The following is a 23,577-nucleotide window of genomic DNA, read 5'->3' on the forward strand; positions in this document are numbered from 1 at the left end:
ATACGCAACAAGCTCAATAAGACAGGTTATGGTTTGGATACGAAATGGATTAATTATGCGAGTCATTCGCAACTATGCTGTAATTTACTTTACAATCGGTTACATAACGCAAAACACCGATACACACAAAAATGCGGGCTTACAATCTAAACCCGCTTATCAGTGCCTTAACGACCATAAGTTCACTCAAAGTGAAGAAGATCAGCACTCCTCTATCAGATAAATCCGAGTCTCATAAGGTCTCAGACTTAATGTATTGCCAGATTCAGCAACGTCATAGTTAGACAGCAGACACTGAGCTTTTTCCATCGAAAATGTCGGCGGGACAGAATACTCAACCTCTTCGCTATAATAGTTATTCAGGCACAGCAGAGTCTGCTTTTCGTCTCTTCGGGCATAACAGAACAGCTGCTTATGCTCCGGCAGCAAATCAATATACTCGCCACTCGTAATCACCGGGATCGCTTTACGCAGCTGAATCAGCTTCTGGTAGAAATAAAACACGGAATCCGGGTCATCCACGGCATGTGCTGCATTAATTTCCGGATAATTACGTGCCACTTCCAGCCATGGCTGTCCCTGAGTGAAACCGGCATGTTCTTCGGTATTCCACTGCATCGGTGTGCGGGAGTTGTCTCTGGATTTCTGAGCCAGAATCGCCAACATGTCTTCTTTACTTACACCATCATGGTTAACCATAATGTCGTACATATTGGTGCTTTCTACATCCCGGTACTGACTGATATCCGTGTAGTGAGGGTTGGTCATGCCAATCTCTTCACCCTGATAGATATAAGGTGTGCCCTGCATCATATGTACAGAAGCTGCCAGCATCTTCGCGGATTCTACCCGGTACTGTTGATCATCCCCCAAACGACTGACCACCCGAGGCTGATCATGGTTACACCAGAACAGAGCCCCCCAGCCTTTGCCATTCAGACCGGTTTGCCATTTATTAAAAATCTGCTTAAGCTGGATAAAGTCAAACGGTGCTTTGGTCCATTTTTCACCGTTAGAATAATCCACTTTCAGGTGATGAAAGTTAAACACCATCGACAGCTCTTTGCCATCATTGGCCGAATACTGCTGACAATGCTCCAGCGTGGTTGACGACATCTCACCGACGGTCACTGAGCCGTATTTCTGGAATACCGCTTCACTGATCTCCTGCAGATACTCATGCACTCTTGGTCCATCGGTATAAAAACGGCGGCCATCGCCACTCTCGTCATCAGTAAAATCCTGCTGTTTAGAAATCAGATTAATCACATCCAGACGGAAACCATCCACGCCCTTTTCTGCCCAGAAATCAATGATGTGCTTAACTTCTTCCCTAACCTGCGGGTTTTCCCAGTTCAGATCCGCCTGCTCTTTGGCAAACAGATGCAGGTAATACTGATTGGTGGCCTCATCCAGTTCCCAGGCATTACCGCCAAACTTGGATGCCCAGTTATTCGGCTCGCGACCATCCACAGGATCTTTCCAGATATAGTAGTCACGGTACGGGCTGTTTTTGTCACCCAGTGCTGACTGAAACCATTTGTGTGCCGTTGACGTATGGTTGACCACGATATCCATGATAATGCGGATACCATTCTGGTGTGCTTTCTCCAACAACTCATCGAAATCGGCCATGGTACCGAAATCCGGATTAATCGCATAGTAATCGGAAATATCGTAGCCATTATCTACCATTGGTGATTCATACACCGGCGTTAGCCAGATAGCATCAGTCCCCAGTAACTTAAGATAACCCAGTTTAGAAATAATACCCTGGATATCACCGGTACCTTTACTGCCACTATCACAAAAACTTTTCGGGTAAATTTGGTATATGGTCGCGGTGCGCCACCACTCGGTTTGTACTGACATCTTTTTACTCACTTACAAAATAATAAAAGGAAAATAGAGAGTGGCTGTCAGGCAGCCACTCTGGGGGGAGTTACGCACTCGCGACTTCAAGGTCGCCTTTCGACTTTGCGCGTTTATAGAAGAAAAGAGTCAGTGCGGCAGGAAGCAATATCGCAACCAGCATCGCAATGGAGTACACCACCCAGTACTGAGGCTGAATAGACAGAATACCCGGCAGACCACCCACACCGATACCGTTGGCCATCACACCAGCACTACCACAGATACCGGCTGCAACAGCAGAACCAATCATGGCGCATAGCATAGGGAATTTGTATTTCAGGTTAATACCGTACATCGCCGGTTCAGTCACACCAAGGTAAGCAGAAATAGCTGCCGGAACAGAGATTTCACGTTCATCATCTTTACGGCTGATAAGGATAATACCGACAACGGCAGATGCCTGGGCGATATTTGACAGAGCAATCAGAGGCCAGATAGGTGTTCCGCCCATTTCCTGCATCAATTGCAAATCCACGGCGTTGGTTGTGTGGTGAACCCCGGTAATAACCAGTGGCGCATAGAAGAAACCAAAGATCATGGAACCAAGTATCGCAAAATCACCGGTCATCGCCGCTTTTGCAGCAAAAGCGACACCATCACCAATCATACGGCCAAACGGGCCAATCAGGGCATGTGCCAGAATCACAGACAAGATAATAGAAACAAACGGCACAATCACCAGATACAAATAAGCCGGTACGATTCGCTTCAGATTTGTCTCAATAAAGGCCAGCGCGATACCTGCCAGCATGGCTGGGATCACCTGTGCCTGATAACCCACTTTCTCGATGACAAACAGACCGAAGTCCCACGCTTCCGGTACCTGTTTACCGATAAGATAAGCATTCATCAGTTGTGGAGATACCAGCGTCACACCCAGAGTAATACCCAGAATTGGCGTACCACCGAGCTTTTTCACCGTAGACCAGCACACACCTACCGGCAGGAAGAAGAAAATAGCTTCACCAATCAGCCACAGGAATGAGTGTACGGTTGCCCAGAACTGACTGATTTGCGTCAGGCTCTGACCGTCAAACATTTTGATATCACCGATCACATTGCGGAAGCCAAGGATAAGACCACCCGTAATAATCGCCGGAAGCAGCGGGACAAAGATTTCAGCTAAATGGGAAATCCCACGTTCCAGCAGGTTCATGTTCTGACGCGCGGCCAGTTTCGCTTCATCCTTAGAGGAGGCTTTCTTACCAGCCATGTCGATCAGCATTTTGTAGACCTGATCGACTTCAGTACCAATCACTACCTGAAACTGACCGGCATTGGTAAAACACCCCTTAACCAGGCTCATCGCTTCCAGACCTTTAACATCCGCGTTGTCCGTATCATTCAGTACAAAGCGCAGCCGTGTTAAACAGTGACTTACACTGGCGATGTTCTCGCTGCCGCCCACCAATTCGATCAGACGCTGGACGTCTTTTGGTGCAATTTTGCTCATAATTCTCTACCCGTTATTGATAATATAAGTCTATCACAGACAAAAATGGGAACAGTCCCAAAAACTGATTATATAGTGCACCGAAAGAGGAAAAGACAAAATGGGAACAGTCCCATTAATTGAGTCGGATCACAGAAAAGTTTGGGAACACGCTTTAAATCAATAAGTTAGAAACTAGAAACTAGAAACTAGAAACTAGAAACTAGAAACTAGAAACTAGAAACTAGAAACTAGAAGAAAGTATAGAAACCATTTTGAGTGGATAGGAAAAAGGTAAAAGGATTAAGGCGTTAACCCGTTCAGTTTCCAACAGAACCTAAACTTCGATAGCCCCTTCAGCCTTAAAACGCAGTGACCTTAATCCTTATGGGATGTATAGTATCTAGAAGCGCAGCGATCTAGTTTCTGGATTCAGGATCTAAAGTCAGATGCACTCTTTCTGTTTCACCGGAAAGCTGTTTGATAAGCTGTTTAGCTGCGGTCTTCCCCGCCGTTTTATAACCGGGGTCGACACTGTAGGTATTCGGGAAAAGAAACGACAGTAGATCGTTACCGCCGACACCGGTCACGGAAACGTCTGAACGTCCCAGCTCCTGCAGACGCTTAATCACGCCCAGAGCAATGGTGTCACTGGCACAGACAATCGCCTGGGTTTCTGGCTTTAGTACTTTATCCACCAGCATATAGGCACTTTCATGATGCAGCTGACCGGTCTGATAAACCGGCTGAATCGCTTTATCATTACACCATTGCAGGTAAGCATTCAAACGTAGTTCACCAGTGGTTTTATCTTCAGGATCGACTCCAATGTAAGCGATTTCGCGTTTGTTATCGGCAAAAACATGCTCAAGAGCTCTTACGATTACGCCACGGTTATCATAGTTTATAGAGGATACCGCTTCCGCTTCCATAGCAATGACGATAATTCTTTCTTTCCAGCGTTCCACTGAACAACTTTCCAGGCCGGTAAAACCAAACAGGATGACACCATCCACACTGCGCCGCTTCAGAACATCTAAATGCCCACTGGTTTTTTCAACATCAAACTGGCTTTCCATAATAACGACATCATAACCAGCAGCATAAAGCGTTGGTAGTATTGCTCTGACAGCGCGGTTCTCTGAAGGGGAATCCAGACGGGAAATGATGACGCCAATGACTTTCTGTCGCCCACCCCGCATAGACTGAGCCGATTTTGAGGGAATATAACCAGACTCGGCAATAACCTGCTCCACTCTGGCGCGGGTTTCCGGTTTAACCTTCGGATCGTCCGTGAGAACACGAGATACGGTCGATTTACCCACTCCGGCCAATTTCGCAATATCAAGAATGGTGAGCTTTTTACCCATTTAGACAACCGACCCCTTACTTAGCTAAAAATGCCGGAACGTCTTTAATGCTGTCGAGCACAACCGTCGCCAGAGACTCACCTTTATCAGTAACCGGCTTACCGGATCTAACCAGTATTTTAGTACCCACACCAGCCGCTTCAGCCGCCATTAGATCTTCGGCTTTATCACCGACCATAACCGACTTTTCCATATCAATCTTCAGATAATCTCTGGCCGAAAGAAACATTCCCGGTTTTGGCTTACGACAATCACAGTCCTGTTTGTATTCACCGATACCATGCTCAGGATGGTGCAGACAGTAATAGATACCATCCAATTCCACACCGTTATCAATAAAGTTCCAGTCCATCCACTCAGTCAGAGAAAGAAAACGTTCTTCGCTAAACATACCGCGGGCAACACCAGACTGGTTGGTCACCAGTACCAGCAGATATCCCATATCCTTAAGTTTTCTGGTTGCTTCAAAAACACCATCAATAAACTCGAAATCGTGTTCGTCATGTACATAACCATGGTCTACGTTTATTACACCATCACGATCCAAAAAAACGGCAGGTTTAGCCAAAATCCTATCCTCACAAGCGGGTTAAGTGCCGATTATCGCACGCTTTATAACGGTCAGGAATAGTAAATTACAATTTCAAAGGGTCAAAATGGGGTTTTAGACGTCTAGACGTAAAAATTTCTATTGACTTAAAATCTCGCAGGCAATAGCATCATCTACCAAGTGAGATGTTGATCAACATTTTATTCTATTATTAGTGGTTAATATCGTTTTCTGTTTCGTAAATCAAATTAGAAAGCGTGATATTTCCTTGGTCTGCAGACCCAAAAATAGGTTTTTTACATGATTGAAATTACTCAGGTTAATAAGATCTTCTATCAGGGCAAAAGGGAAATTCCCGCTCTGAAAGATATCAATCTGCACATTCCACAAGGCACTATTTTCGGTGTTATTGGTTCATCGGGCGCGGGTAAAAGTACCCTGATCCGTTGTGTCAATATGCTGGAAGCGCCAACGTCAGGCGCTGTCGTTGTGGATGGTACAGACCTGACCAAACTGTCACATGCTGAGCTGTGTCAGGCCCGCCGTAATATAGGCATGATTTTCCAGCATTTTAACCTGCTTTCGTCCCGGACAGTGTTTGAGAATATTGCATTGCCGCTGGAGCTAGCCGGTGCTGAGAAAACGCATATTGAGAAAAAAGTGTCAGAACTGTTGAATCTGGTCGGTCTGGCTGAAAAACGGGATACTTATCCGTCAAACCTGAGCGGCGGTCAGAAGCAGCGTGTGGCCATTGCCCGGGCACTGGCGTCTGACCCTAAGGTACTGCTGTGTGATGAAGCCACCAGCGCACTCGATCCGGCAACGACTCAGTCGATCCTGGAATTGCTAAAGAAAATCAACAAACAGCTTAATATCACGATGCTGCTGATCACCCATGAAATGGACGTGGTAAAAAGCATCTGTCATGAAGTCGCTATTATTGGTGATGGTGAACTGGTAGAAAAAGGAACGGTTGGTGAGATCTTCGCTCGTCCGAAGACAGAGCTGGCGCATGAATTTATCCGCTCAACGCTGGATCTCTCTATCCCTGAAGATTATGCGGTGAGGCTTAAAGATACTCGCTCTCAGGGAAGTTACCCTCTGGTACGCCTGGAGTTCACCGGTGCCACCGTAGATGCTCCGCTGATGAGCCAGATTTCACGCAAATTTAACCTGGACGTGAGCATTCTTAGTTCCGATCTGGATTATGCTGGTGGGGTGAAGTTCGGGATGATGGTTGCTGAATTGTTTGGTAATGAAAAAGACGATGAAGCCGCGATTCAATATCTGAAAGATCATAACGTAAAAGTAGAGGTACTGGGTTATGTCCATTAATACAATGACTGACTGGCTGAGCCATAACAGCAATCTGCTTTTAGGAGCAGCCTGGGAAACCATCTATATGGTGACTGTCGCCGGTATTATCGGCTTCGCTATCGGTATTCCGCTTGGCGTTATCCTGCATATCAGCAAGAAAGGCGGGCTACTCGAAAACCCCCGGCTGAACACGATACTTGGTGCCATTGTGAATATCGGCCGTTCGGTACCGTTTCTGGTATTGATGGTGGCCATTATCCCGGTCACCAAGATCCTGGTCGGTACTTTTATCGGTACCACTGCGGCTATTGTTCCACTGACTATCGGCGCTATTCCTTTCGTCGCCCGCCTTATTGAAGGTGCGCTGCTGGAAGTTCCGGCAGGATTGGTTGAAGCCGCGCAATCAATGGGGGCGACGCCAACCCAGATTATTACTAAGGTACTGCTGCCTGAAGCACTGCCGACAATATTAAACTCTGTCACTATTACTATGGTCACACTGGTCAGCTACTCAGCAATGGCGGGAACCGTTGGTGGTGGTGGTCTGGGCGATGTGGCCATCCGTTACGGATTCCATCGTTACGACATCGCGGTTATGGCCGTTACCGTCGTGATGCTGATTGTATTGGTACAGATTATTCAGTCAATCGGTGACGCTTTGGTTCGCCGTTTTGACCACAGATAGCAAACAACCATCGCTTATTAAATTAACGAGAATAAAGGTTACTCAAGGAGATAAACATGACATTTAGCCTTAAGAAATTACTCACTATCGCGGCAGCAGCGTCAGCTCTTATTCTGTCTGGTTGCGGCGATAAAGCAGCTGAGACCAGCAAAATCAAAGTCGCAGTTATTGCAGGAGCGGAAGCTCAGGTCGCAGAAGTAGCCGCTAAAATTGCCAAAGAAAAATATGATCTTGACGTTGAACTGGTCACTTTTACAGATTACGTGACCCCTAATGCTGCAACCGATGACGGCTCTGTGGATATCAACGCATTCCAGCACAAACCATACCTTGATCAGCAGATCGCTGACCGTGGTTACAAACTGGCTATTGCCGGTAACACTTTCGTATACCCTATCGCTGGTTACTCTAAGCAAGTGACTTCTGTTGATCAAATTGAAGATGGTGCCCGCATCGCAGTACCAAACGATCCGACTAACCTTGGCCGTTCACTGCTGCTTCTGCAAGCACAAGGCCTGATCAAACTGGCTGACGACGCAGGTCTGACAGCAACAGTACGTGATATTGTTGAAAACCCGAAAAACATCGAGATTGTAGAGCTGGAAGCACCACAACTGCCTCGCTCTCTGGATGATGTGGCACTGGCTATTATCAACACCACTTACGCAAGCTCTATCAACCTGACTCCGGAAAAAGACGGTGTCTTTGTGGAAGATAAAGAGTCTCCTTACGTAAACCTGATTGTGGCTCGTGAAGATAATATAGATGCAGAAAACGTGAAAAACTTTGTAAAAGCTTATCAGACTGAAGAAGTTTACAAAGCCGCTTCAGAAATCTTTAATGGTGGTGTCGTAAAAGGCTGGTAATCAGCACCTGACACGATAAACCTGAAAGAGTCAGACAGAACCTTTTATTCTGTCTGACTCATAAATACCTGACGAAAAACCTCATACCTCAATTCATCATCCGCCTCGATTTTAGGCTCGAATCTGACCCCAACATAAGTCATGTCATGATATTTGCGCACATTTACCACAGTACATTTCGGATACGGTTCAGGGACATGATCCAGAGGGGATTCAATATCAATTTCATCGCCAACCTCAAGATCCACCAGCCCTTCAAAACACAGCCCACAGCCGGACAGTGACACATCGGTCACTTTAGAGGTGACCCGTTTACCGCCAACACCAACGCGGGTATCAAGGCGCAGCTTATAACGCCGGTCTTCTCTTAATTTTCGTGATTCAACCTGACGGGGAAACTTAAGAAACATCAACCAGGTGACAAGCTGCTTCACACACAGGATCTGGCTTTTAAAAGCAATCACATGCCCGTCCAGCGTATCAGCAAACCCGCGGATCACCACGTCGACATTTTTCAGCCTTCGGGTAATCAAATCCCCCATCGCTTTACCGCCGATTTCAAAGATCAGAAACTGACCTTCCTTCATTCCAATAAAACTACAATGGATGGGGTACTCGTCATCAGGCCCGAATTCAATCACACCAGAGACCTTCATGCCGATATGAAGATAATTATGCACATCACTGCTTTCTAATCTCATCGCTGCCCACCTGATACCCTTTTCCTTTCTGATAAGTTTAGGTGATGGACACAAAATTGCTTTACACCCGGGCTACTTTTTCTTCTTACCCTGAACAGCCTTAAAGCGAGGGTTGGACTTGCAGATCACATAAACCCGCCCTCTTCTTTTTACCACCTGACAGTCCGGGCTACGGGTTTTAGCACTTTTTAATGAACTCAGAACTTTCATATTAACCTTCCCAAATGAGTTATATTATAACATTACAATAATGATAATATTTCTCAAAAACATCGACAAGTGTTTTTTGTGGTATTGTGTTGCTACGCCAAATCACTCAGGAAAGAAATGAGCTACCACATCGACCCTATCGGGATAATAGAAACGCCGTTTAAAGAGAAATTTGCTGTACCCCGTCAGCCGGGACTGGCCCCAAGTGCTACTGCCCGCCTTAAACTGACAGGTGAGGCCAATTCACCTGAGGCTGTTCGCGGTATCGAGCAGTTCAGCCACCTATGGCTGCTGTTTCTGTTTGATCAGAATCTGGAAGCAGGCTGGACACCCATGGTCCGCCCTCCCCGTTTGGGTGGTAATAAAAAAGTCGGTGTGTTTGCCTCTCGCTCTCCGTTTCGTCCCAACGGGATAGGTATGTCTGCTGTCGAACTCAAAGGCGTACAGCAAAAAGGTAATCAGATGTGGCTTGAACTTGGCAGCATAGATCTGGTTGACGGAACGCCTATTGTTGATATCAAACCCTATATTCCGTACTCCGATGTCATTGGTGACGCTCACGGTGGTTTTGCCCGCTCAGAGCCCGCCATTATGGAGGTCACTTTTTCTGAGCTGGCCTTTGAACAGCTTCGCTTCCACCCCAACAAACAACAGGTTTACGCTGTAATCAAAGAAGTTCTGGGGCAGGATCCCCGCCCGGCTTATAAAAAAGGGAAACCAGATGCTAAGGAATATGCAGTAAAATTATTCGATTTGAATGTAAAATTCCGTTATCACGGTGAATTAATTACCGTGACGGCAATAGAACGCTTTTGACAAGCCGGTTAGGCTGCTATTATTAGCGCCCTGATTTTTGATTACTGCAACCGCAGTAGTTTTCTTTAAACCTAATGAACGGATACCATAAATGCGTACCAGTAAATATCTTCTTTCTACTCTGAAGGAGACTCCAAACGACGCTGAAATCGTGAGTCACCAGCTCATGCTACGTGCAGGTATGATCCGTAAGCTGGCTTCTGGTCTTTACACCTGGCTGCCTACTGGTCTGCGCGTACTGCGTAAAGTCGAAAACATCGTTCGTCAAGAAATCAACAATGGCGGTGCTGTTGAAACCTTGATGCCCGTTGTGCAACCGTTTGAACTGTGGGAAGAGACAGGTCGCTCTGAAAAAATGGGTCCAGAACTGCTTCGCTTTACTGACCGCCATATGCGTCCGTTTGTACTTAGCCCGACAGCTGAAGAAGTGATCACCAGCCTTGTGCGTAATGAGGTCAACTCATACAAACAGCTTCCGATAAACCTGTACCAAATCCAGACTAAATTCCGTGACGAAAGACGCCCTCGCTTTGGTGTGATGCGTGCACGTGAATTCTCAATGATGGATGCCTACAGCTTCGATATCGACAAAGACGGACTACAAAAAACGTATGACGCGATGCACGATGCATACTGTAAAGCATTCGACCGAATGGGACTGGATTATCGCCCGGTATTGGCTGACAGCGGTGCTATCGGTGGCAGCGGCTCTCAGGAGTTCCATGTACTGGCAGAAAGCGGGGAAGATCTCATCGCCTTCTCTACTGAATCAGACTACGCCGCGAACATCGAAAAAGCAGAAGCTATTGCCCCAGCAGCTGAAGCGGCAGCACCCACTCAGGAAATGGAACTGGTTGATACTCCTAACGCCAAAACCATTGCTGAGCTTGTGGAACAACACGGCCTTCCAATCGAAAAGACAATAAAAACCCTGTTTGTAAAAGCATCAGACGAAGTCGATGCCGATATCATTGCATTGATTGTCCGTGGCGATCACGAACTGAATGAAGTGAAAGCAGAAAACCTGAAAGAAGTGGCTGCGCCACTGGAGATGGCAACGGAAGAAGAAATCCGCGCGCTAATCGGTGCCGGCCCGGGTTCTCTGGGGCCTGTAGGTCTGGAATTGCCATTTATTGTTGACCGTAGTGTCGCGGTGATGAGCGATTTTGGCGCAGGTGCAAACATTGATGATAAACACTACTTTGGTATCAACTGGGGCCGTGATGTTGAACTTGGTCAGGTTGAAGATCTGCGCAACGTAGTGGAAGGTGACCCAAGCCCATGTGGTAAAGGCACTATCATGCTGAAACGTGGTATCGAAGTGGGCCATATCTTCCAGTTAGGAACGAACTACTCAGAGAAAATGAACTGTAACGTTCTTGGGCCTGACGGTAAAAGCGTAACTCTGGAGATGGGTTGTTACGGTATTGGTGTATCACGTGTTGTGGCGGCCGCTATTGAACAGAACAACGACAAATACGGCATCATCTGGCCAGATGCAATTGCACCGTTCCAGGTGGCTATTGTGCCAATGAACATGCACAAGTCTGAGCGCGTAAAAGAAGCAGCTGAAAAGCTATACGCTGAACTGACGGCTGCCGGTATCGAAGTGCTGTTCGATGACCGTAAAGAGCGCCCGGGTGTGATGTTCTCAGACATTGAGCTTATCGGTGTTCCACATACGATTGTGATCGGTGACCGTAGCATGGACGAAGGTAACTTCGAATACAAAAACCGTCGCAGCGGTGAAAAAACTCCGGTTTCAATGACTGATATCGTTGAGCATATTAAGACTCAACTGGCTTAAGTCAGCATGCGGTTCAACATATAAGATAAGGGTTGCCAAGGGCAGCCCTTTCTTTTGCCTGTAATTCCTGCCTGATGAACAGAAATGTTGTCTGAATGGTATAGATCTCCACCACACAAGCGATTCTTTTGCGTCAGGTCAGTCGAATATTTTGTCTTTAAACACGACCCTGTGTATATTGCGATAAGTTCTCATTTGTTATGGAAAAGATTATGAAAATTTATGATTGCTGTGATCTGGTTCGTGAGCTTTATGCTCAGATTGGCGGAGGTGACCAGGGCTATGTGCCTCAGGCCATTACCTGTGCACTGAAAGCACTGAATGATATTGCTAAAGATACTTCACTGCCTCAGGAAGTCAGAGAAAAGGCGGCTTTTGCCGCGGCTAATCTGCTAATCTCTGATTTTGAAGATTAAGCCGGTAAGGAAAATACCATGGATTTAGCTAACTTTGAAAAGATGGATCCCATCATGCTGATGAGTATCGTTAATCTTAAACTAAGAGACGATTTTGATGGTGACCTGAATGAACTGGTGAAATTCTTTGATATCGACCGTGCCGCGCTGGAAGCCAAACTGGCAACAGCAGGCTTTGAGTTTCTGGCTGATATCGGGCAGTTCCGTTAATTCGAGCGTACAGAACGGGCGCTAAAGCGCCCCTCTAGAAACTAGATCGCTTCTAGATACTGAGATAATACAACCTAGAAGCTTTGAGCTTAATTGCCTCTCTGTATTCTGAAAGCGAAGCGTTCTGTACTCTTTTTTTATTACCCAAACGACGCCCAGATAACGGTAGCAACCAGTACCGGACAGACAAACTTCACATACAGCGGCCACACTTTCCCAAACCAGCTTTGCTGAAACTCAGGAAAGCCCAGCTCAAGCTCTTTCACTTTCGAATGGCGGTGCCATACCCAGCCACCAAACAAGCAGAACATTAATGCCGCTGTCGGCTGAAGATACTGCGTCGCAACCGTTACGACCAGTCCGAACATCGCACCAAAGTTATAAACAATTACCACACTAAACGCCGCGATTAATGCCCCAAGAACCCAGGACGTTGGCGTACGCTTCGTCTTGAAACGTTCACTCACCAGGGCCACCGGGCACTCCAGCATAGAAATAGACGATGTCAAAGCCGCTATCACCAGAAGTAAAAAGAACACAATAGCAAACAGCTGGCCAAACAGGCCAAGGCTGTCAAACATCAGCGGTAATACAGTAAAGACCAGCGTATCAGAACTCAGCAGTGAACCATCTTCCGCATAAATCTGCACCCCTTTTTGCATTGCCACGAACATTGCTGGCATCACCACCAGACCCGCGATAAAAGCAACGGCAGTATCCACCAGTGTAACGTTCATCGCCATCTTGGGCAGGTTCTCTTTCTTACTCAGATAAGACCCGTAAATCAGCATAGAACAGCCACCGATAGTCAGGGAGAAGAAGCCCTGCCCCATTGCAGCCAGAATCAGTTTTCTGTCCATTACCTTAGAAAAATCCGGGATCAGATAATGTTTAAGCCCCTCAACAGCGCCGTCCTGCAACATAATATAGATAAACAGGACACCAAACAGGACAAACAGAGCCGGCATCAGGCGAGTGGACCATTTTTCAATCCCTTGCTTTACACCACCCTGCACGATAAGAACCGTCAGCACATAGAATAAAATGGTACCGAACAGATTGCGCTCCACACTAAAGCCTTTAAGCCAGGCCGTTGCCGTATCCATGCCCAGAATATCGGTGACCGCGCCAAACAGAAAGCAGATCAACCAGCCGCCGACGATACTGTAAAAGGCCAGCACAGCACTCGGTACGCTCAGCCCAACCCAGCCAACCAAACCGCCGATATGTTTACCAACAGGATGGCTGGTCAGGGATTTCATGCTGTCGACAGGGTTCGCCTGACCATGACGTCCAATGGCCATCTCCACCACTAACATGGGAAACGCGACGACCAGAATCATAACCAGATAAACCAGCAGAAAAGCGCCACCACCATTACTGGCAGCCTGAGTGGGGAATCCCCAGATATTACCAAGACCCACCGCCGCACCGGCAGCAGCAAGAATAAAACCTAAACGGGAACCAAAACTTTCCCGCGACTGATCAGATTGATTCATAATACTCTACAACCACAACAACAAACTAGCAGGCTAGTACAGTAATGAAAAACACTGCTATAAACAATAAGCATCCGTATGTTCGCTATGCAAAAGGAGAATATTTTAGAATTTTACTCTGTAAAGATTATCTTACAGTTCAGTCAGAAAATAATGGTTGAGGTATAGGTACCTCAACCAGAGGAAGGGTAGTGTGTTAACCGCTTGCAGACAGGCGACTAAATAAGAAAGACCGGGTAATCTTTCAGCTCGGGTATTTTTTCCTGAAGCGTTTGTTCTTCTTCGGCCATATCATCCAGAGAGTCACAATAGTTGTCTACTTTATCCTGGATATCGTCCTGACCGAACCTCTTCTCAATTTTACCTTGCAGTTCCACCAGCTGGTCTTGCAACTGGGTAAAGTTAATACCGCCATCCTGCTTCATATTTTCAGCCACCACATCAAAGGCACTGGACAGAAACTCATCGGTAAAGAGCTCTTTCATCTCGGTAAACTGCTCACTCCAGCTTTCAGCCCCTTCAGAAAAACTGGCTTCCTGCAGAATATACTCGTCTCCCTGCTGATGTTTTTCTTCCTGCTTGCGGTAGAACTCTTCCAGCGCTTTGCGTACATTATCGAACGCTTCACTGTTACCGATAGTCTCAGCCACATCGTCAAGAATATCATTGGCCATTTCAAGCCCGTCTTTCGCCAGCTCTTTCGCTTTCGGCAGATATTCATTCATTTTTTCACGGTACTGCTTTACTGCTTCCCGCTGCATCGCATCTAGGTCCAGCTTTTCGCCGTTGATAAAGACATTATTGTCCTCATCAATCATTACCTTAGGCGAACCCGTCTGATAGATCTCAACCTGCTCTCCGTCCAAGCGGACTTCATTCTGAATATCAACCCGGCACTGTTGTGCCTGAACACCAAAACTCAACGCCAGAGTCATAACCAATGCTGCAATTTTCATATTTACCTCAGGACAACAAACTGCATCGTTTAATGCGTCTGACAATATCAGATTTCCTGCAAACTTTTGACAGATTTCGGTCAATTCTCACTCTACCACTGCAGGTTGAGCTGCTTATTTTGATCTTCCGGCTTTAACATGACACTCAGACCAAGCAAGCGAATCTCCCGCCCTTTCTGCCGTTCAAGCACATCCTTTAATAGCTGTCTAAAATAAGCCAGTTCCAACTGGTGATGCACATGTTCAATCGTGGTTTGCTGGAAATCCGAGAATTTCACCTTAATACCCTGCTTGATGATCGCTTTGTCCGGGCTGGCTTTTTCCAGACGCAGTTCCAGCTCTGGAAACAGGCGGCTTTCAATCACTTCCCAGCACTCTTCATAACTGAAGATATTACGGCTGAACGTTCTTTCGACCCCGACCGATTTCCTCTCCCGGTAAGTTTCGACTTCACGGTCATCAATACCATGACTTTTTTTCCACAAAGACGCCCCTAAGCGGCCAAATTTCAGCAGTAACTCACGATAATCACTGCCTTTAATATCTTCACAGATATAAAACCCCGCCTGATGAAGTTTTTCTAAACTCACCTTCCCTACCCCGGGAATCTTTTCCAGTGGCAGCTTGTCCACCACCTTCTGTACATCCTGAGGGGGAATAGCAAACAACCCATCGGGTTTATTCATATCTGAAGCCACTTTAGCCAGGAACTTAACCGGAGCCACACCGGCCGATGCAGTCAGATTCAGCTCATTACGGATATCGTTCCGGATAGCTTCGGCGATTAAGGTCGCAGAACCATGAAGGTGGGTACTGTTGGTCACATCCAGATAAGCCTCATCCAGCGAAAGGGGCTCAATCAGAGAGGTATAACGTTCGAAAATAGCCCGGATCTGTCTGGACACGCTTTTGTACACCTCCATCCGGCCTCGGATCACTAAAAGGCCAGGACAAAGCTTCAAAGCCTGTCCGGTAGGCATTGCAGAGCGCACGCCATATTGCCGGGCTTCGTAGTTACAGGTACTGATCACGCCACGCTGCTTTTCACTTCCACCAACCGCCAAAGGGCGGTTACGGTATTCCGGGTTATCCCGCATTTCTACAGCCGCAAAAAAGCAGTCCATATCAACGTGGATGATCTTACGTACCTGAGATGGGGTGTCAGTCTTTTGCACAAGGGGTCTAAATAACAGCGTTTACTCGTGTGAATCATATATCAATACTGTATATTTATCCATATCAATATCGATAATCTATGTCGGCCAGTGCTCAGGCACAACCATCCAGAAATGACCGGACTCAGACTGACAGTGAACCGAATAATCAGGAAAGGCATTCAACATATTTTCAGGTTCATCAGTACCGGTCAGCCAGTCTGGTTTTGCCAGTTTGTACAAGGCTTCCCCGATACGATGAGCCTGATGCTGATAGCACCAGTATCCGTTAACACTATCCGGATTTAGCGTATAACCGCAGCACTGCTCCGGTACCCGTTCCTCTTCAAATGGATTCAGATATAACCGCCCCTGCATAAGCAGTTTAGGGATCACTTTCTGTACGTCAGGAAACCGCTCGGCAAACGCTTCTGTCTCTGACATTTTAAGTTGATGAGTGAGCATCCGGTGCAGCTTTTTATCCAGCCGGTCCCGGCTGTCCGGGCCATACCATTGGCCACCTTTCAGAAGATAAAACTTAAGGGCGACTTCCCAGTGCTCAATGGCATCTTCATGCCTTAGCAAAAAATCTATGGCACCGATGGTGGTTTTGCCTGACTGCAACTGCACTTCTTCCGCCACAATCTCATACCCCGGATGCTGTATAAAAAGCTGGCGACAGAGATCCTGATAGATAAACCCCAACCGGACACTTCGTTCAAAGGGTTCAATTTCCGGGCTCTCCAGAGAAGCAAAAGGGTTGCTGGTTATAGGGGATGACCCGGGCAGCAATATAGGCTGGGTTTCAGTCATCCACTGTGCAATTCTGTTTTGTGCCTGTAACAGACTTAACTGATCTTCTGCCATGATGGTCTCTTCCCCGTGATATTGCTTTCTCTATCTTAACGTATACACTTCTGGGTCTGAAACTGAAATACCCGAGGATAGAAAATGAATAACCTGCAACTGGAAAGTCTGCTGAATGATAAACTGTCACCCGAACAGATCAAAGATTACTGCCCGAACGGATTGCAGGTTGAAGGCCGACGGGAAGTCAGAAAAATAATAACGGGTGTCACAGCCTCTAAGGCTTTGATAGAAAAAGCCATAGAACTGAATGCCGATGCAATTTTAGTTCATCACGGCTATTTCTGGAAAGGTGAACCGCAACCTATCCGTGGTATGAAAGGAGCCCGCATCAAGGCCCTGATCCAAAACGATATCAACCTTTACGGTTACCATCTGCCACTGGATATCCATCCGGAGCTGGGTAACAACGCCAGACTGGCTGAACTACTGGGTATACGCGTGGAAGGCGGATTAGAGCCCACCCCACAGTCTGTTGCTATTTATGGCTCATTCCCAACACCGATAACGGCTACAGAGCTCACAGAGCGTATTGAAAAAGCCCTAAACCGTACACCTTTGCATATCGCTCCGGAAACAGACAAACCCATTCAGACTATCGGCTGGTGCACCGGTGGCGGTCAGGACTACATCGAACTGGCAGCACAAAAAGGGCTGGATGCATTTATCTCTGGAGAGATATCTGAACGCACCACCTACAGCGCCCGGGAACAGGAAATACACTTTTTCAGCGCAGGACACCACGCAACAGAACGTTATGGTGTGAAGGCTCTGGGTGAGTGGCTGGCCACCAAGCATGGCTTTGATGTGGCGTTCGTGGATATCGATAACCCGGTTTAACTGACTTCTAAACGGATGAGACCGAACCTGCTCTCTCAGGATGGCTGGTTTCCGTTTCCCCTTCATGCGGCAAGCTATCCGCAACCAGAGTCGAATCCAGATCAGTGGAATCATCTTCCAGATAATCGCTGGTCGTTCCGAGTAAATCCTGAAGCTCGTCTTCGCCGGAAAGCTTGCGCTCCATCATCTCCAGTTGCTCTATCAGCTTCACTACGGTTTCCATTGAGTGAGAACTGGATCTGGCATGCAGATAGTGAATGCCTTTTTTCAGTAATTCTTTCGCAATCACCATCTGTTTGCGTTCTATGGCATAGTTGACTCGTTTGATCAGGTTACCAATGATGATACGTGTCTGATAATTATCCAGCCTGGCGTTCTCATGCACAAACATATTGGTATTAATCTGTCTTTTGGAATGGCCGTTCCGGACAACCACCCGCAGTTTTTTCAGGGACTTTAGTAGTTCAATGGCTTCCAGTTCATTTCCCGGGACTTCGAAAGAAGATTTACTGACAGGTGAAGAGCCTCCCTCTATCAGACTGATTTTATTTTGTACATACTCTATTTTACTGATTAATTTTGTATTATCAGGTTCGAATTCAACCAAATCCGTCAATATAGTGAGTAGTCTGCGATACAGACAAATAAATAGCGGCTTACTAAACGGTAATTTCTGAGCGGCTGATAGTAACTCTTTAATAACCCTTAAGTTATGTAGTAACTTCGCCTTTTCTTTTCTTCGGGTGGCATCCACGCGCGCGCGGTACTGAGCCCTTACCTGAAGGAACAAAAACAAAGCACCAACGCCGGACAGAAAGGTGACTACATAGCCGGTAAAATCTAAATTCATTGTATGCCTTTATATACCTTAGATAAGCAAGTTCAGAACGGGGAAACTTCAGAAGACATTAGAGTACACCCTACGGTAAATATCCGTTATATATATAGCATTTTCCGCTTAGAGTGAACAAACTAAAGCCAGCGTTTTTTCCTGAACAAAACCAATAAACTGACGCCGATAACAAGCATCACGACCCAAACAATAAAATACCCTGATGAATATTTGAGCTCGGGCATATTTTCAAAGTTCATCCCATAGATACCCGCAATAAACGTCAGCGGCACGAAAATAGCGGTAATCACGGTCAGTACCTGCATGGTTTTGTTCAACTGATGCGAGCTCAGAGAGATATAACCTTCAATCAGGTCACCGCACAGATCGTAATACATACTGCACAAACTCTCTATGCGCTCAAACTTATCGTGTACATCCCTGAAACTATGCTTGACTTCATTATCTTCGACATTGATAAACCGGCTACCGCCACTCAGTAACTGGTCGGTTAATTTAGTATGATATCGGGAGGTTCTCAGTAATTTTCGTAAGTGAGACTTTAAAGAAATGAGCTTATGCATGACCTGATCATCCGGATTCTCCAGCATGGTATCTTCCAGCTCAGTGATATCATTTTCCGCTTCCAGAATCACATCAACATACCTCTGAGCGGATGCATTCATGATTTTACTCAACAGCAATGATGGCGTAACAATCAGCTGAGTAAGCTTGCCATGCTCCCACAAAGTATCGACACCAATGGATGGCATGGACCGCTTAGTGATCAGCAGAACGTCATTGACGAAGAACGCCAGTGGCAAGGTCGTTATGTTAAGCAGCCCTTCGCAGGAACTGAACCCGCGGTACAACACAAAACAGTTCTCTTCAAACTCCTCCATTTTGGGAGGATGACGAAGCCGTTGTGAATCCTGAATAGCCAGACGGTGACAACCGAGTTGTCTCAGAATACCTTCATCTTCAGAAGATAATTCATCGTCGATATCGATCCAGAGATACCCCTCATTTTGTAAAAATGTGTCCACATATTCTCTGCCACCGTAGCTCAGTGTCTGGCCGGAAAAGTAAGCTGTTCTAATCATAAACCCATCTCCGAAAAATATACGTTCTGTACCCACACTCCCGTCCAGAGTCTGTCTGCCCCTATGGCTTCAGCCAACCTTTTGCTACGGCTTCGTCTATCACCTGCATCGCTTTGTCCCACAGAATCACAGAGCCTTGCTCAATTCTCTGGTTAACCTTTACCACCTGCTGCTTTGCCACGCCGTGCTCAAGCCAGCTCTGACCATTATTATTGTAGTTCATAAGCATAGGAATAATCCGGTCCAAGGCTTTGGCAAATTTTGCTTCCGCTGTTTCTGCCTGCTCAAACTCTAGCCAGACAGCCTTAAGTGCTTCCCCCTGATCCGCAGGTAACATACCGAACAGCCTGTCTGCGGCTGCCAGCTCTTTCTCTTCCTGCGCCTGCAAAGCAACCGTATCATAGACAAATGTGTCTCCGGCATCGATCTCAACAATATCGTGCAGAAGCAGCATCTTAACCACTTTACTGATATCAACGGGCTCATTAGCGTGCTCCTCAAGAAGCAATGCCATCAGGGCCACATGCCAACTGTGCTCTGCGCTGTTTTCCAAGCGCATTTCATCACTGAGCACCCGGGTTCTTCGCAGTACGGATTTTAGCTGATCAAGCTCCATGATCAGCGCTAACTGTTGTTCTAATCTGATATTCATTCTGTTCTCCCGGTTTTCCTGTGTTACTTTTCACCGTCAGCTTTTTCATCTTTAGCTTTTTCATTTTTAAATACGGAAGAAAACCTTGCCTGTTGGGTCAATGGCATTTTTTCCCGTACAGCCGCCGTGATCTTATGGTCAAGTATCGCCGTTAACATCCCGGTCCCTTCAGCCAACTCTGCAACCACCTCTCCCCACGGGTTGATCACCATTGAGTGGCCCCAGGTTTCCCTTCCGTCCTGATGTACGCCTCCCTGATTGGCGGCAATAATCCAGCACTGAGTTTCAATAGCTCGGGCTTTCAACAGAGTCTCCCAATGCGCTCTTCCCGTCGTGGCGGTAAATGCCGCTGGTACCAGAATCACTTCCGCCCCTGCCCGCCTAAGCTCTGCGTAGAGGTGAGGGAAACGCAGGTCATAACAGATCGACAGCCCCGTTTTGCCCAGAGGGGTTTCAGTCAGGACGACGTGGTTACCCGGCATAAAGGTTTCTGATTCTCGGTATCTTGCATGCGCATCGGCCACATCGACATCAAACATATGCAGTTTATCGTAATGAGCCGTCAGCCTGCCCTCAGGGCTATAAACCAAGGTGGTGGTGGTCACTCCGTTCTCTCTCCTGATGGGCATACTGCCAACCACCAGCCATGTCTGATACGTTTGTGCTAATACCGATAGCTTTGCCTGAACCACCCCGTCACCAAGTGGCTCGGCATGTTGATGGTAATCCTCTTTCTTACCGCACACCAACGCATTCTCAGGGAGAAGTACCAGGTCAATTCCAGCATCCCGGCTTTTATCTAACTGTTGAGTAATAAAGGAAAGGTTATGCTCAGGTTCTGGCCCTGATGTCATCTGTATCACACCGACTTTTGTCATCATTAGGTATCCATTAAGAGTGGCGACATATCCTACTGGATATCATCTTACCTTTCCCCGACTTCGGGCACAAAAAAACCGGTGCTAAATGCACCGGTTTTCTATTAAATCAATCAGTTAATTTACAGGCCAGCGTCAGAGAATACCTGATTAACGATTTCCTGAGCTTCCTGTTCAATCTGCTTAAGGTGCTCTTCACCTTTAAAGCTTTCACAGTAAATCTTATAGATATCTTCGGTACCGGAAGGACGAGCCGCGAACCAACCATTATCGGTTGTCACCTTCAGGCCACCAATCGCCGCACCATTACCCGGAGCGTGAGTCAGACGGGCAGTAATTGGATCACCAGCCAGAGTCTCAGCCGAGACCATTTCCGGAGACAATTTTTTCAGAATATTCTTCTGCTCACCGTTAGCTACCGCCTGGATACGGTTATATTTCGACTCACCGTGCTTCGCTGCCAGCTCTTCGTAGTACTGCTGCGGGTTTTTGCCAGTTACAGCCGTGATTTCCGCCGCCAGAAGACACAGAAGAATACCGTCTTTATCCGTTGACCATGGTGTACCGTCTTTACGAAGGAAAGAAGCTCCAGCACTTTCCTCACCGCCGAAACCAAATTTACCGCTGTACAGGCCGTCGACGAACCACTTAAAGCCCACAGGTACTTCACACAGCTCACGACCCAGATCCGCAACAACACGGTCAATCAGAGCACTGGAAACCAACGTTTTACCAACAGCGACGTCTTTACCCCAGTTATCGCGATGACGATACAGATAATCAATACATACCGCTAGGAAGTGGTTCGGGTTCATCAAGCCTTTTGGCGTAACAATGCCATGACGGTCATAATCAGGGTCATTACCAAAAGCCAGATCGTATTCATCTTTCAGAGCCAGAAGGCCAGCCATGGCATACGGAGACGAACAGTCCATACGAACTACGCCGTCTTTATCCAGAGACATAAACTGGAAGGATGGATCAACGGCTTCACTAACCAGAGTCAGATTAAGGTTGTAGTACTGACCAATCTGACGCCAGTAATCAATGCCTGAACCACCCAATGGATCCACACCAATGTTAAGATTCGCTTTCTGGATCGCTTCCATATCGATAACATTGACCAAGTCTTCGATATAAGGCTTAACCAGATCTTTCTCTATCAGAAAATCACTGGCTTTCGCATCGGCAAGAGGGACTCTCTTCACTCCCTGCATACCCGCTGCGATAATTTCATTAGCCCGATCTTCGATAGCCTGAGTTAACTCAGCTTCCGCCGGACCACCGTGAGTCGGATTATATTTGATACCACCATCTTGCGGAGGGTTATGCGACGGTGTAATCACGATACCGTCCGCTTTATCTTCGTGTTTGATGTTGTAGGTCAGAATGGCATGAGAAATACCCGGAGTCGGTGTATAGCCGCTATTTTCCTGTGTAATAACCTGAACTCCATTAGCAATTAGTACTTCCAGTACAGAAGAGAATGCCGGCTCAGAAAGTGCGTGGGTATCTTTCCCCAGGAAAAGCGGGCCCTTGGTTCCCTGTTCTGCCCTCACTTCAGCAACTGCCTGAGCAATCGCCAGAATATGGTTCTCATTAAAAGTCGACTTATCTGCGGTACCCCGGTGTCCGGAAGTTCCGAACTGAACACGGTGAGCCGGATTGTCTGATGCCGGTTGTAGCAGAAAATAGTTAGCCACTAACGCTGGAATATTATGTAAATCTTCCTGCAAAGCCTTCTGTCCTGCGCGAGGGTGCATAGCCATTATTATTATTCCTTTTATCTCAAGTACAAAAAAAACCTTATAACATAGTGGTAACATATTATAAGGTTTTGTATCTTTTGTTAAATTGAACTACAAACTTTTTCGATTAAATCAGCCTGAAATCCCATTCTTGTCATAAGCTGATCAACCATTTGACGTTTTCGGTTGGTATTATTATTCGTGATAACCCAGAATGGCGTGTTCGGGATTAACCTTGGTTTGGTTGTTTTTCCGCTTGCCAGTAGCACGTCTTCGTTCTCAGCAAAATAAACTCTTGTCCTGCCTTTAACCTGAGCCGCCTCAGCAAAACTAACGTTGTCAATGTGATACAGTGAAGAAAGCACCAGCATAAATCGGTCAATGGCTTTATTGCTCGCTGCAAATTCATCAGAAATCAGTAACGACCGCATCGTCTTAACACCATCTACTGTTGTTTTCTGACCTGCCTCTTTTCCAACCACAATTCCATTCTGTGGTTCGGCTTTTTCCATGTTCACAGAGGATTCTTTTGTATCCGGTATGATTAATGACGCCTCCGTTGCAGCAGGTTCTGACACAATAGATCCTACATTCAACAAACGTCTCAAAATATCCGATGCGCTCTCGCCAATATGCTGGGTTTGGCTGGCAATATAGCGGTATAGATCCTCATCAACCTCAATTGTTTTCATTCGCTTTTCACAATCTCATTGTTTTAAAATCTTGATGATTATAACCAGATCTAACATGATAC

24 protein-coding genes are annotated in these 23,577 nt (G+C 46.6%); 8 read left to right on the top strand and 16 right to left on the bottom strand.

Annotated features, from left to right (window positions below; genetic code table 11):
• Positions 1-201: 201 nt before the first annotated feature.
• From treC to gmhB, 4 genes are all read right to left on the bottom strand, one after another.
• Positions 202-1,872 (bottom strand): alpha,alpha-phosphotrehalase, encoded by a 1,671-nt coding sequence (gene treC, locus DI392_RS04460; RefSeq protein WP_109318707.1) that lies wholly within the window; start codon positions 1,870-1,872, stop codon positions 202-204.
• Between the two features lie 70 nt (positions 1,873-1,942).
• Positions 1,943-3,367, bottom strand: coding sequence for a PTS trehalose transporter subunit IIBC (gene treB, locus DI392_RS04465; protein WP_109318708.1), 1,425 nt, complete (start codon positions 3,365-3,367; stop codon positions 1,943-1,945).
• Between the two features lie 398 nt (positions 3,368-3,765).
• Positions 3,766-4,716 (bottom strand): trehalose operon repressor TreR, encoded by a 951-nt coding sequence (gene treR / locus DI392_RS04470; RefSeq protein ID WP_109318709.1) that lies wholly within the window; start codon positions 4,714-4,716, stop codon positions 3,766-3,768.
• A gap of 16 nt (positions 4,717-4,732) precedes the next feature.
• Positions 4,733-5,284, bottom strand: coding sequence for a D-glycero-beta-D-manno-heptose 1,7-bisphosphate 7-phosphatase (gmhB, locus tag DI392_RS04475; protein WP_109318710.1), 552 nt, complete (start codon positions 5,282-5,284; stop codon positions 4,733-4,735).
• A gap of 282 nt (positions 5,285-5,566) precedes the next feature.
• Between gmhB and metN the strand changes: the two genes are divergently transcribed.
• Genes metN through DI392_RS04490 form a run of 3 tightly spaced genes read left to right on the top strand, consistent with a single transcriptional unit; the run spans position 5,567 to position 8,134 of the window.
• A complete protein-coding gene (metN, locus tag DI392_RS04480) occupies positions 5,567-6,601 on the top strand; it encodes a methionine ABC transporter ATP-binding protein MetN (RefSeq protein WP_109318711.1) in 1,035 nt (344 codons plus the stop codon).
• Entirely contained in the window at positions 6,591-7,268 is a 678-nt protein-coding gene (locus tag DI392_RS04485) for a methionine ABC transporter permease (RefSeq protein WP_109318712.1), read from the top strand. Before metN ends, DI392_RS04485 begins: the two co-directional genes overlap by 11 nt.
• A 56-nt stretch (positions 7,269-7,324) precedes the next feature.
• Complete coding sequence (locus tag DI392_RS04490; protein WP_109318713.1) at positions 7,325-8,134, top strand: MetQ/NlpA family lipoprotein; 810 nt, start codon at positions 7,325-7,327, stop codon at positions 8,132-8,134.
• 44 nt (positions 8,135-8,178) lie between these two features.
• Here the strand turns inward: DI392_RS04490 and DI392_RS04495 are convergent, their stop codons facing one another.
• Both DI392_RS04495 and ykgO read right to left on the bottom strand, forming a co-directional pair.
• Positions 8,179-8,835, bottom strand: coding sequence for a PilZ domain-containing protein (locus tag DI392_RS04495; protein ID WP_109318714.1), 657 nt, complete (start codon positions 8,833-8,835; stop codon positions 8,179-8,181).
• Between the two features lie 72 nt (positions 8,836-8,907).
• Positions 8,908-9,045: a type B 50S ribosomal protein L36 gene (gene ykgO / locus DI392_RS04500; RefSeq protein ID WP_100801252.1), complete on the bottom strand. Its 138-nt coding sequence runs from the start codon at positions 9,043-9,045 to the stop codon at positions 8,908-8,910.
• 117 nt (positions 9,046-9,162) lie between these two features.
• Between ykgO and tsaA the strand changes: the two genes are divergently transcribed.
• The 4 genes from tsaA to DI392_RS04520 all read left to right on the top strand — a co-directional run bounded on the left by tsaA (position 9,163) and on the right by DI392_RS04520 (position 12,294).
• Positions 9,163-9,861, top strand: a complete 699-nt coding sequence (gene tsaA, locus DI392_RS04505; protein WP_109318715.1) for a tRNA (N6-threonylcarbamoyladenosine(37)-N6)-methyltransferase TrmO — start codon at positions 9,163-9,165, stop codon at positions 9,859-9,861.
• A 91-nt stretch (positions 9,862-9,952) separates the two neighbouring features.
• A complete protein-coding gene (locus DI392_RS04510; protein ID WP_109318716.1) occupies positions 9,953-11,668 on the top strand; it encodes a proline--tRNA ligase in 1,716 nt (571 codons plus the stop codon).
• A gap of 212 nt (positions 11,669-11,880) precedes the next feature.
• Entirely contained in the window at positions 11,881-12,084 is a 204-nt protein-coding gene (locus DI392_RS04515) for a YaeP family protein (protein WP_109318717.1), read from the top strand.
• 18 nt (positions 12,085-12,102) lie between these two features.
• On the top strand, positions 12,103-12,294 hold the full coding sequence (locus tag DI392_RS04520; protein WP_109318718.1) for a DUF4250 domain-containing protein: 192 nt from the start codon (positions 12,103-12,105) through the stop codon (positions 12,292-12,294).
• A 140-nt stretch (positions 12,295-12,434) separates the two neighbouring features.
• Here DI392_RS04520 and DI392_RS04525 read toward each other — a convergent pair whose 3' ends face one another.
• From DI392_RS04525 to DI392_RS04540, 4 genes are all read right to left on the bottom strand, one after another.
• A complete protein-coding gene (locus DI392_RS04525; RefSeq protein WP_109318719.1) occupies positions 12,435-13,793 on the bottom strand; it encodes a sodium-dependent transporter in 1,359 nt (452 codons plus the stop codon).
• Positions 13,794-14,011: 218 nt separating this feature from the next.
• The gene (locus tag DI392_RS04530; protein WP_109318720.1) at positions 14,012-14,749 is read right to left on the bottom strand and encodes a DUF2884 family protein; all 738 of its coding nucleotides are present in this window, start codon (positions 14,747-14,749) and stop codon (positions 14,012-14,014) included.
• Between the two features lie 92 nt (positions 14,750-14,841).
• Entirely contained in the window at positions 14,842-15,924 is a 1,083-nt protein-coding gene (gene dinB / locus DI392_RS04535) for a DNA polymerase IV (RefSeq protein WP_281259818.1), read from the bottom strand.
• A gap of 78 nt (positions 15,925-16,002) precedes the next feature.
• Entirely contained in the window at positions 16,003-16,770 is a 768-nt protein-coding gene (locus tag DI392_RS04540; protein ID WP_181388358.1) for a DUF1853 family protein, read from the bottom strand.
• A gap of 84 nt (positions 16,771-16,854) precedes the next feature.
• Here DI392_RS04540 and DI392_RS04545 point away from each other — a divergent pair, with 84 nt between their 5' ends.
• Positions 16,855-17,610, top strand: coding sequence for a Nif3-like dinuclear metal center hexameric protein (locus DI392_RS04545; protein ID WP_109318722.1), 756 nt, complete (start codon positions 16,855-16,857; stop codon positions 17,608-17,610).
• A gap of 7 nt (positions 17,611-17,617) precedes the next feature.
• Here the strand turns inward: DI392_RS04545 and DI392_RS04550 are convergent, their stop codons facing one another.
• The 6 genes from DI392_RS04550 to seqA all read right to left on the bottom strand — a co-directional run bounded on the left by DI392_RS04550 (position 17,618) and on the right by seqA (position 23,515).
• Complete coding sequence (locus tag DI392_RS04550; protein ID WP_109318723.1) at positions 17,618-18,460, bottom strand: hypothetical protein; 843 nt, start codon at positions 18,458-18,460, stop codon at positions 17,618-17,620.
• Positions 18,461-18,582: 122 nt separating this feature from the next.
• Positions 18,583-19,545 (bottom strand): magnesium transporter CorA family protein, encoded by a 963-nt coding sequence (locus DI392_RS04555; protein WP_109318724.1) that lies wholly within the window; start codon positions 19,543-19,545, stop codon positions 18,583-18,585.
• A gap of 61 nt (positions 19,546-19,606) precedes the next feature.
• Positions 19,607-20,197 (bottom strand): HD domain-containing protein, encoded by a 591-nt coding sequence (locus DI392_RS04560; RefSeq protein WP_109318725.1) that lies wholly within the window; start codon positions 20,195-20,197, stop codon positions 19,607-19,609.
• Positions 20,198-20,220: 23 nt separating this feature from the next.
• A complete protein-coding gene (locus tag DI392_RS04565; RefSeq protein WP_109319023.1) occupies positions 20,221-21,075 on the bottom strand; it encodes a carbon-nitrogen hydrolase family protein in 855 nt (284 codons plus the stop codon).
• A 122-nt stretch (positions 21,076-21,197) separates the two neighbouring features.
• Positions 21,198-22,844 (bottom strand): phosphoglucomutase (alpha-D-glucose-1,6-bisphosphate-dependent), encoded by a 1,647-nt coding sequence (gene pgm, locus DI392_RS04570; protein ID WP_109318726.1) that lies wholly within the window; start codon positions 22,842-22,844, stop codon positions 21,198-21,200.
• A gap of 80 nt (positions 22,845-22,924) precedes the next feature.
• On the bottom strand, positions 22,925-23,515 hold the full coding sequence (seqA, locus tag DI392_RS04575) for a replication initiation negative regulator SeqA (protein ID WP_109318727.1): 591 nt from the start codon (positions 23,513-23,515) through the stop codon (positions 22,925-22,927).
• Positions 23,516-23,577 lie beyond the last annotated feature (62 nt).

Source organism: Vibrio albus (assembly GCF_003144035.1).
Lineage (GTDB): Bacteria > Pseudomonadota > Gammaproteobacteria > Enterobacterales > Vibrionaceae > Vibrio > Vibrio albus.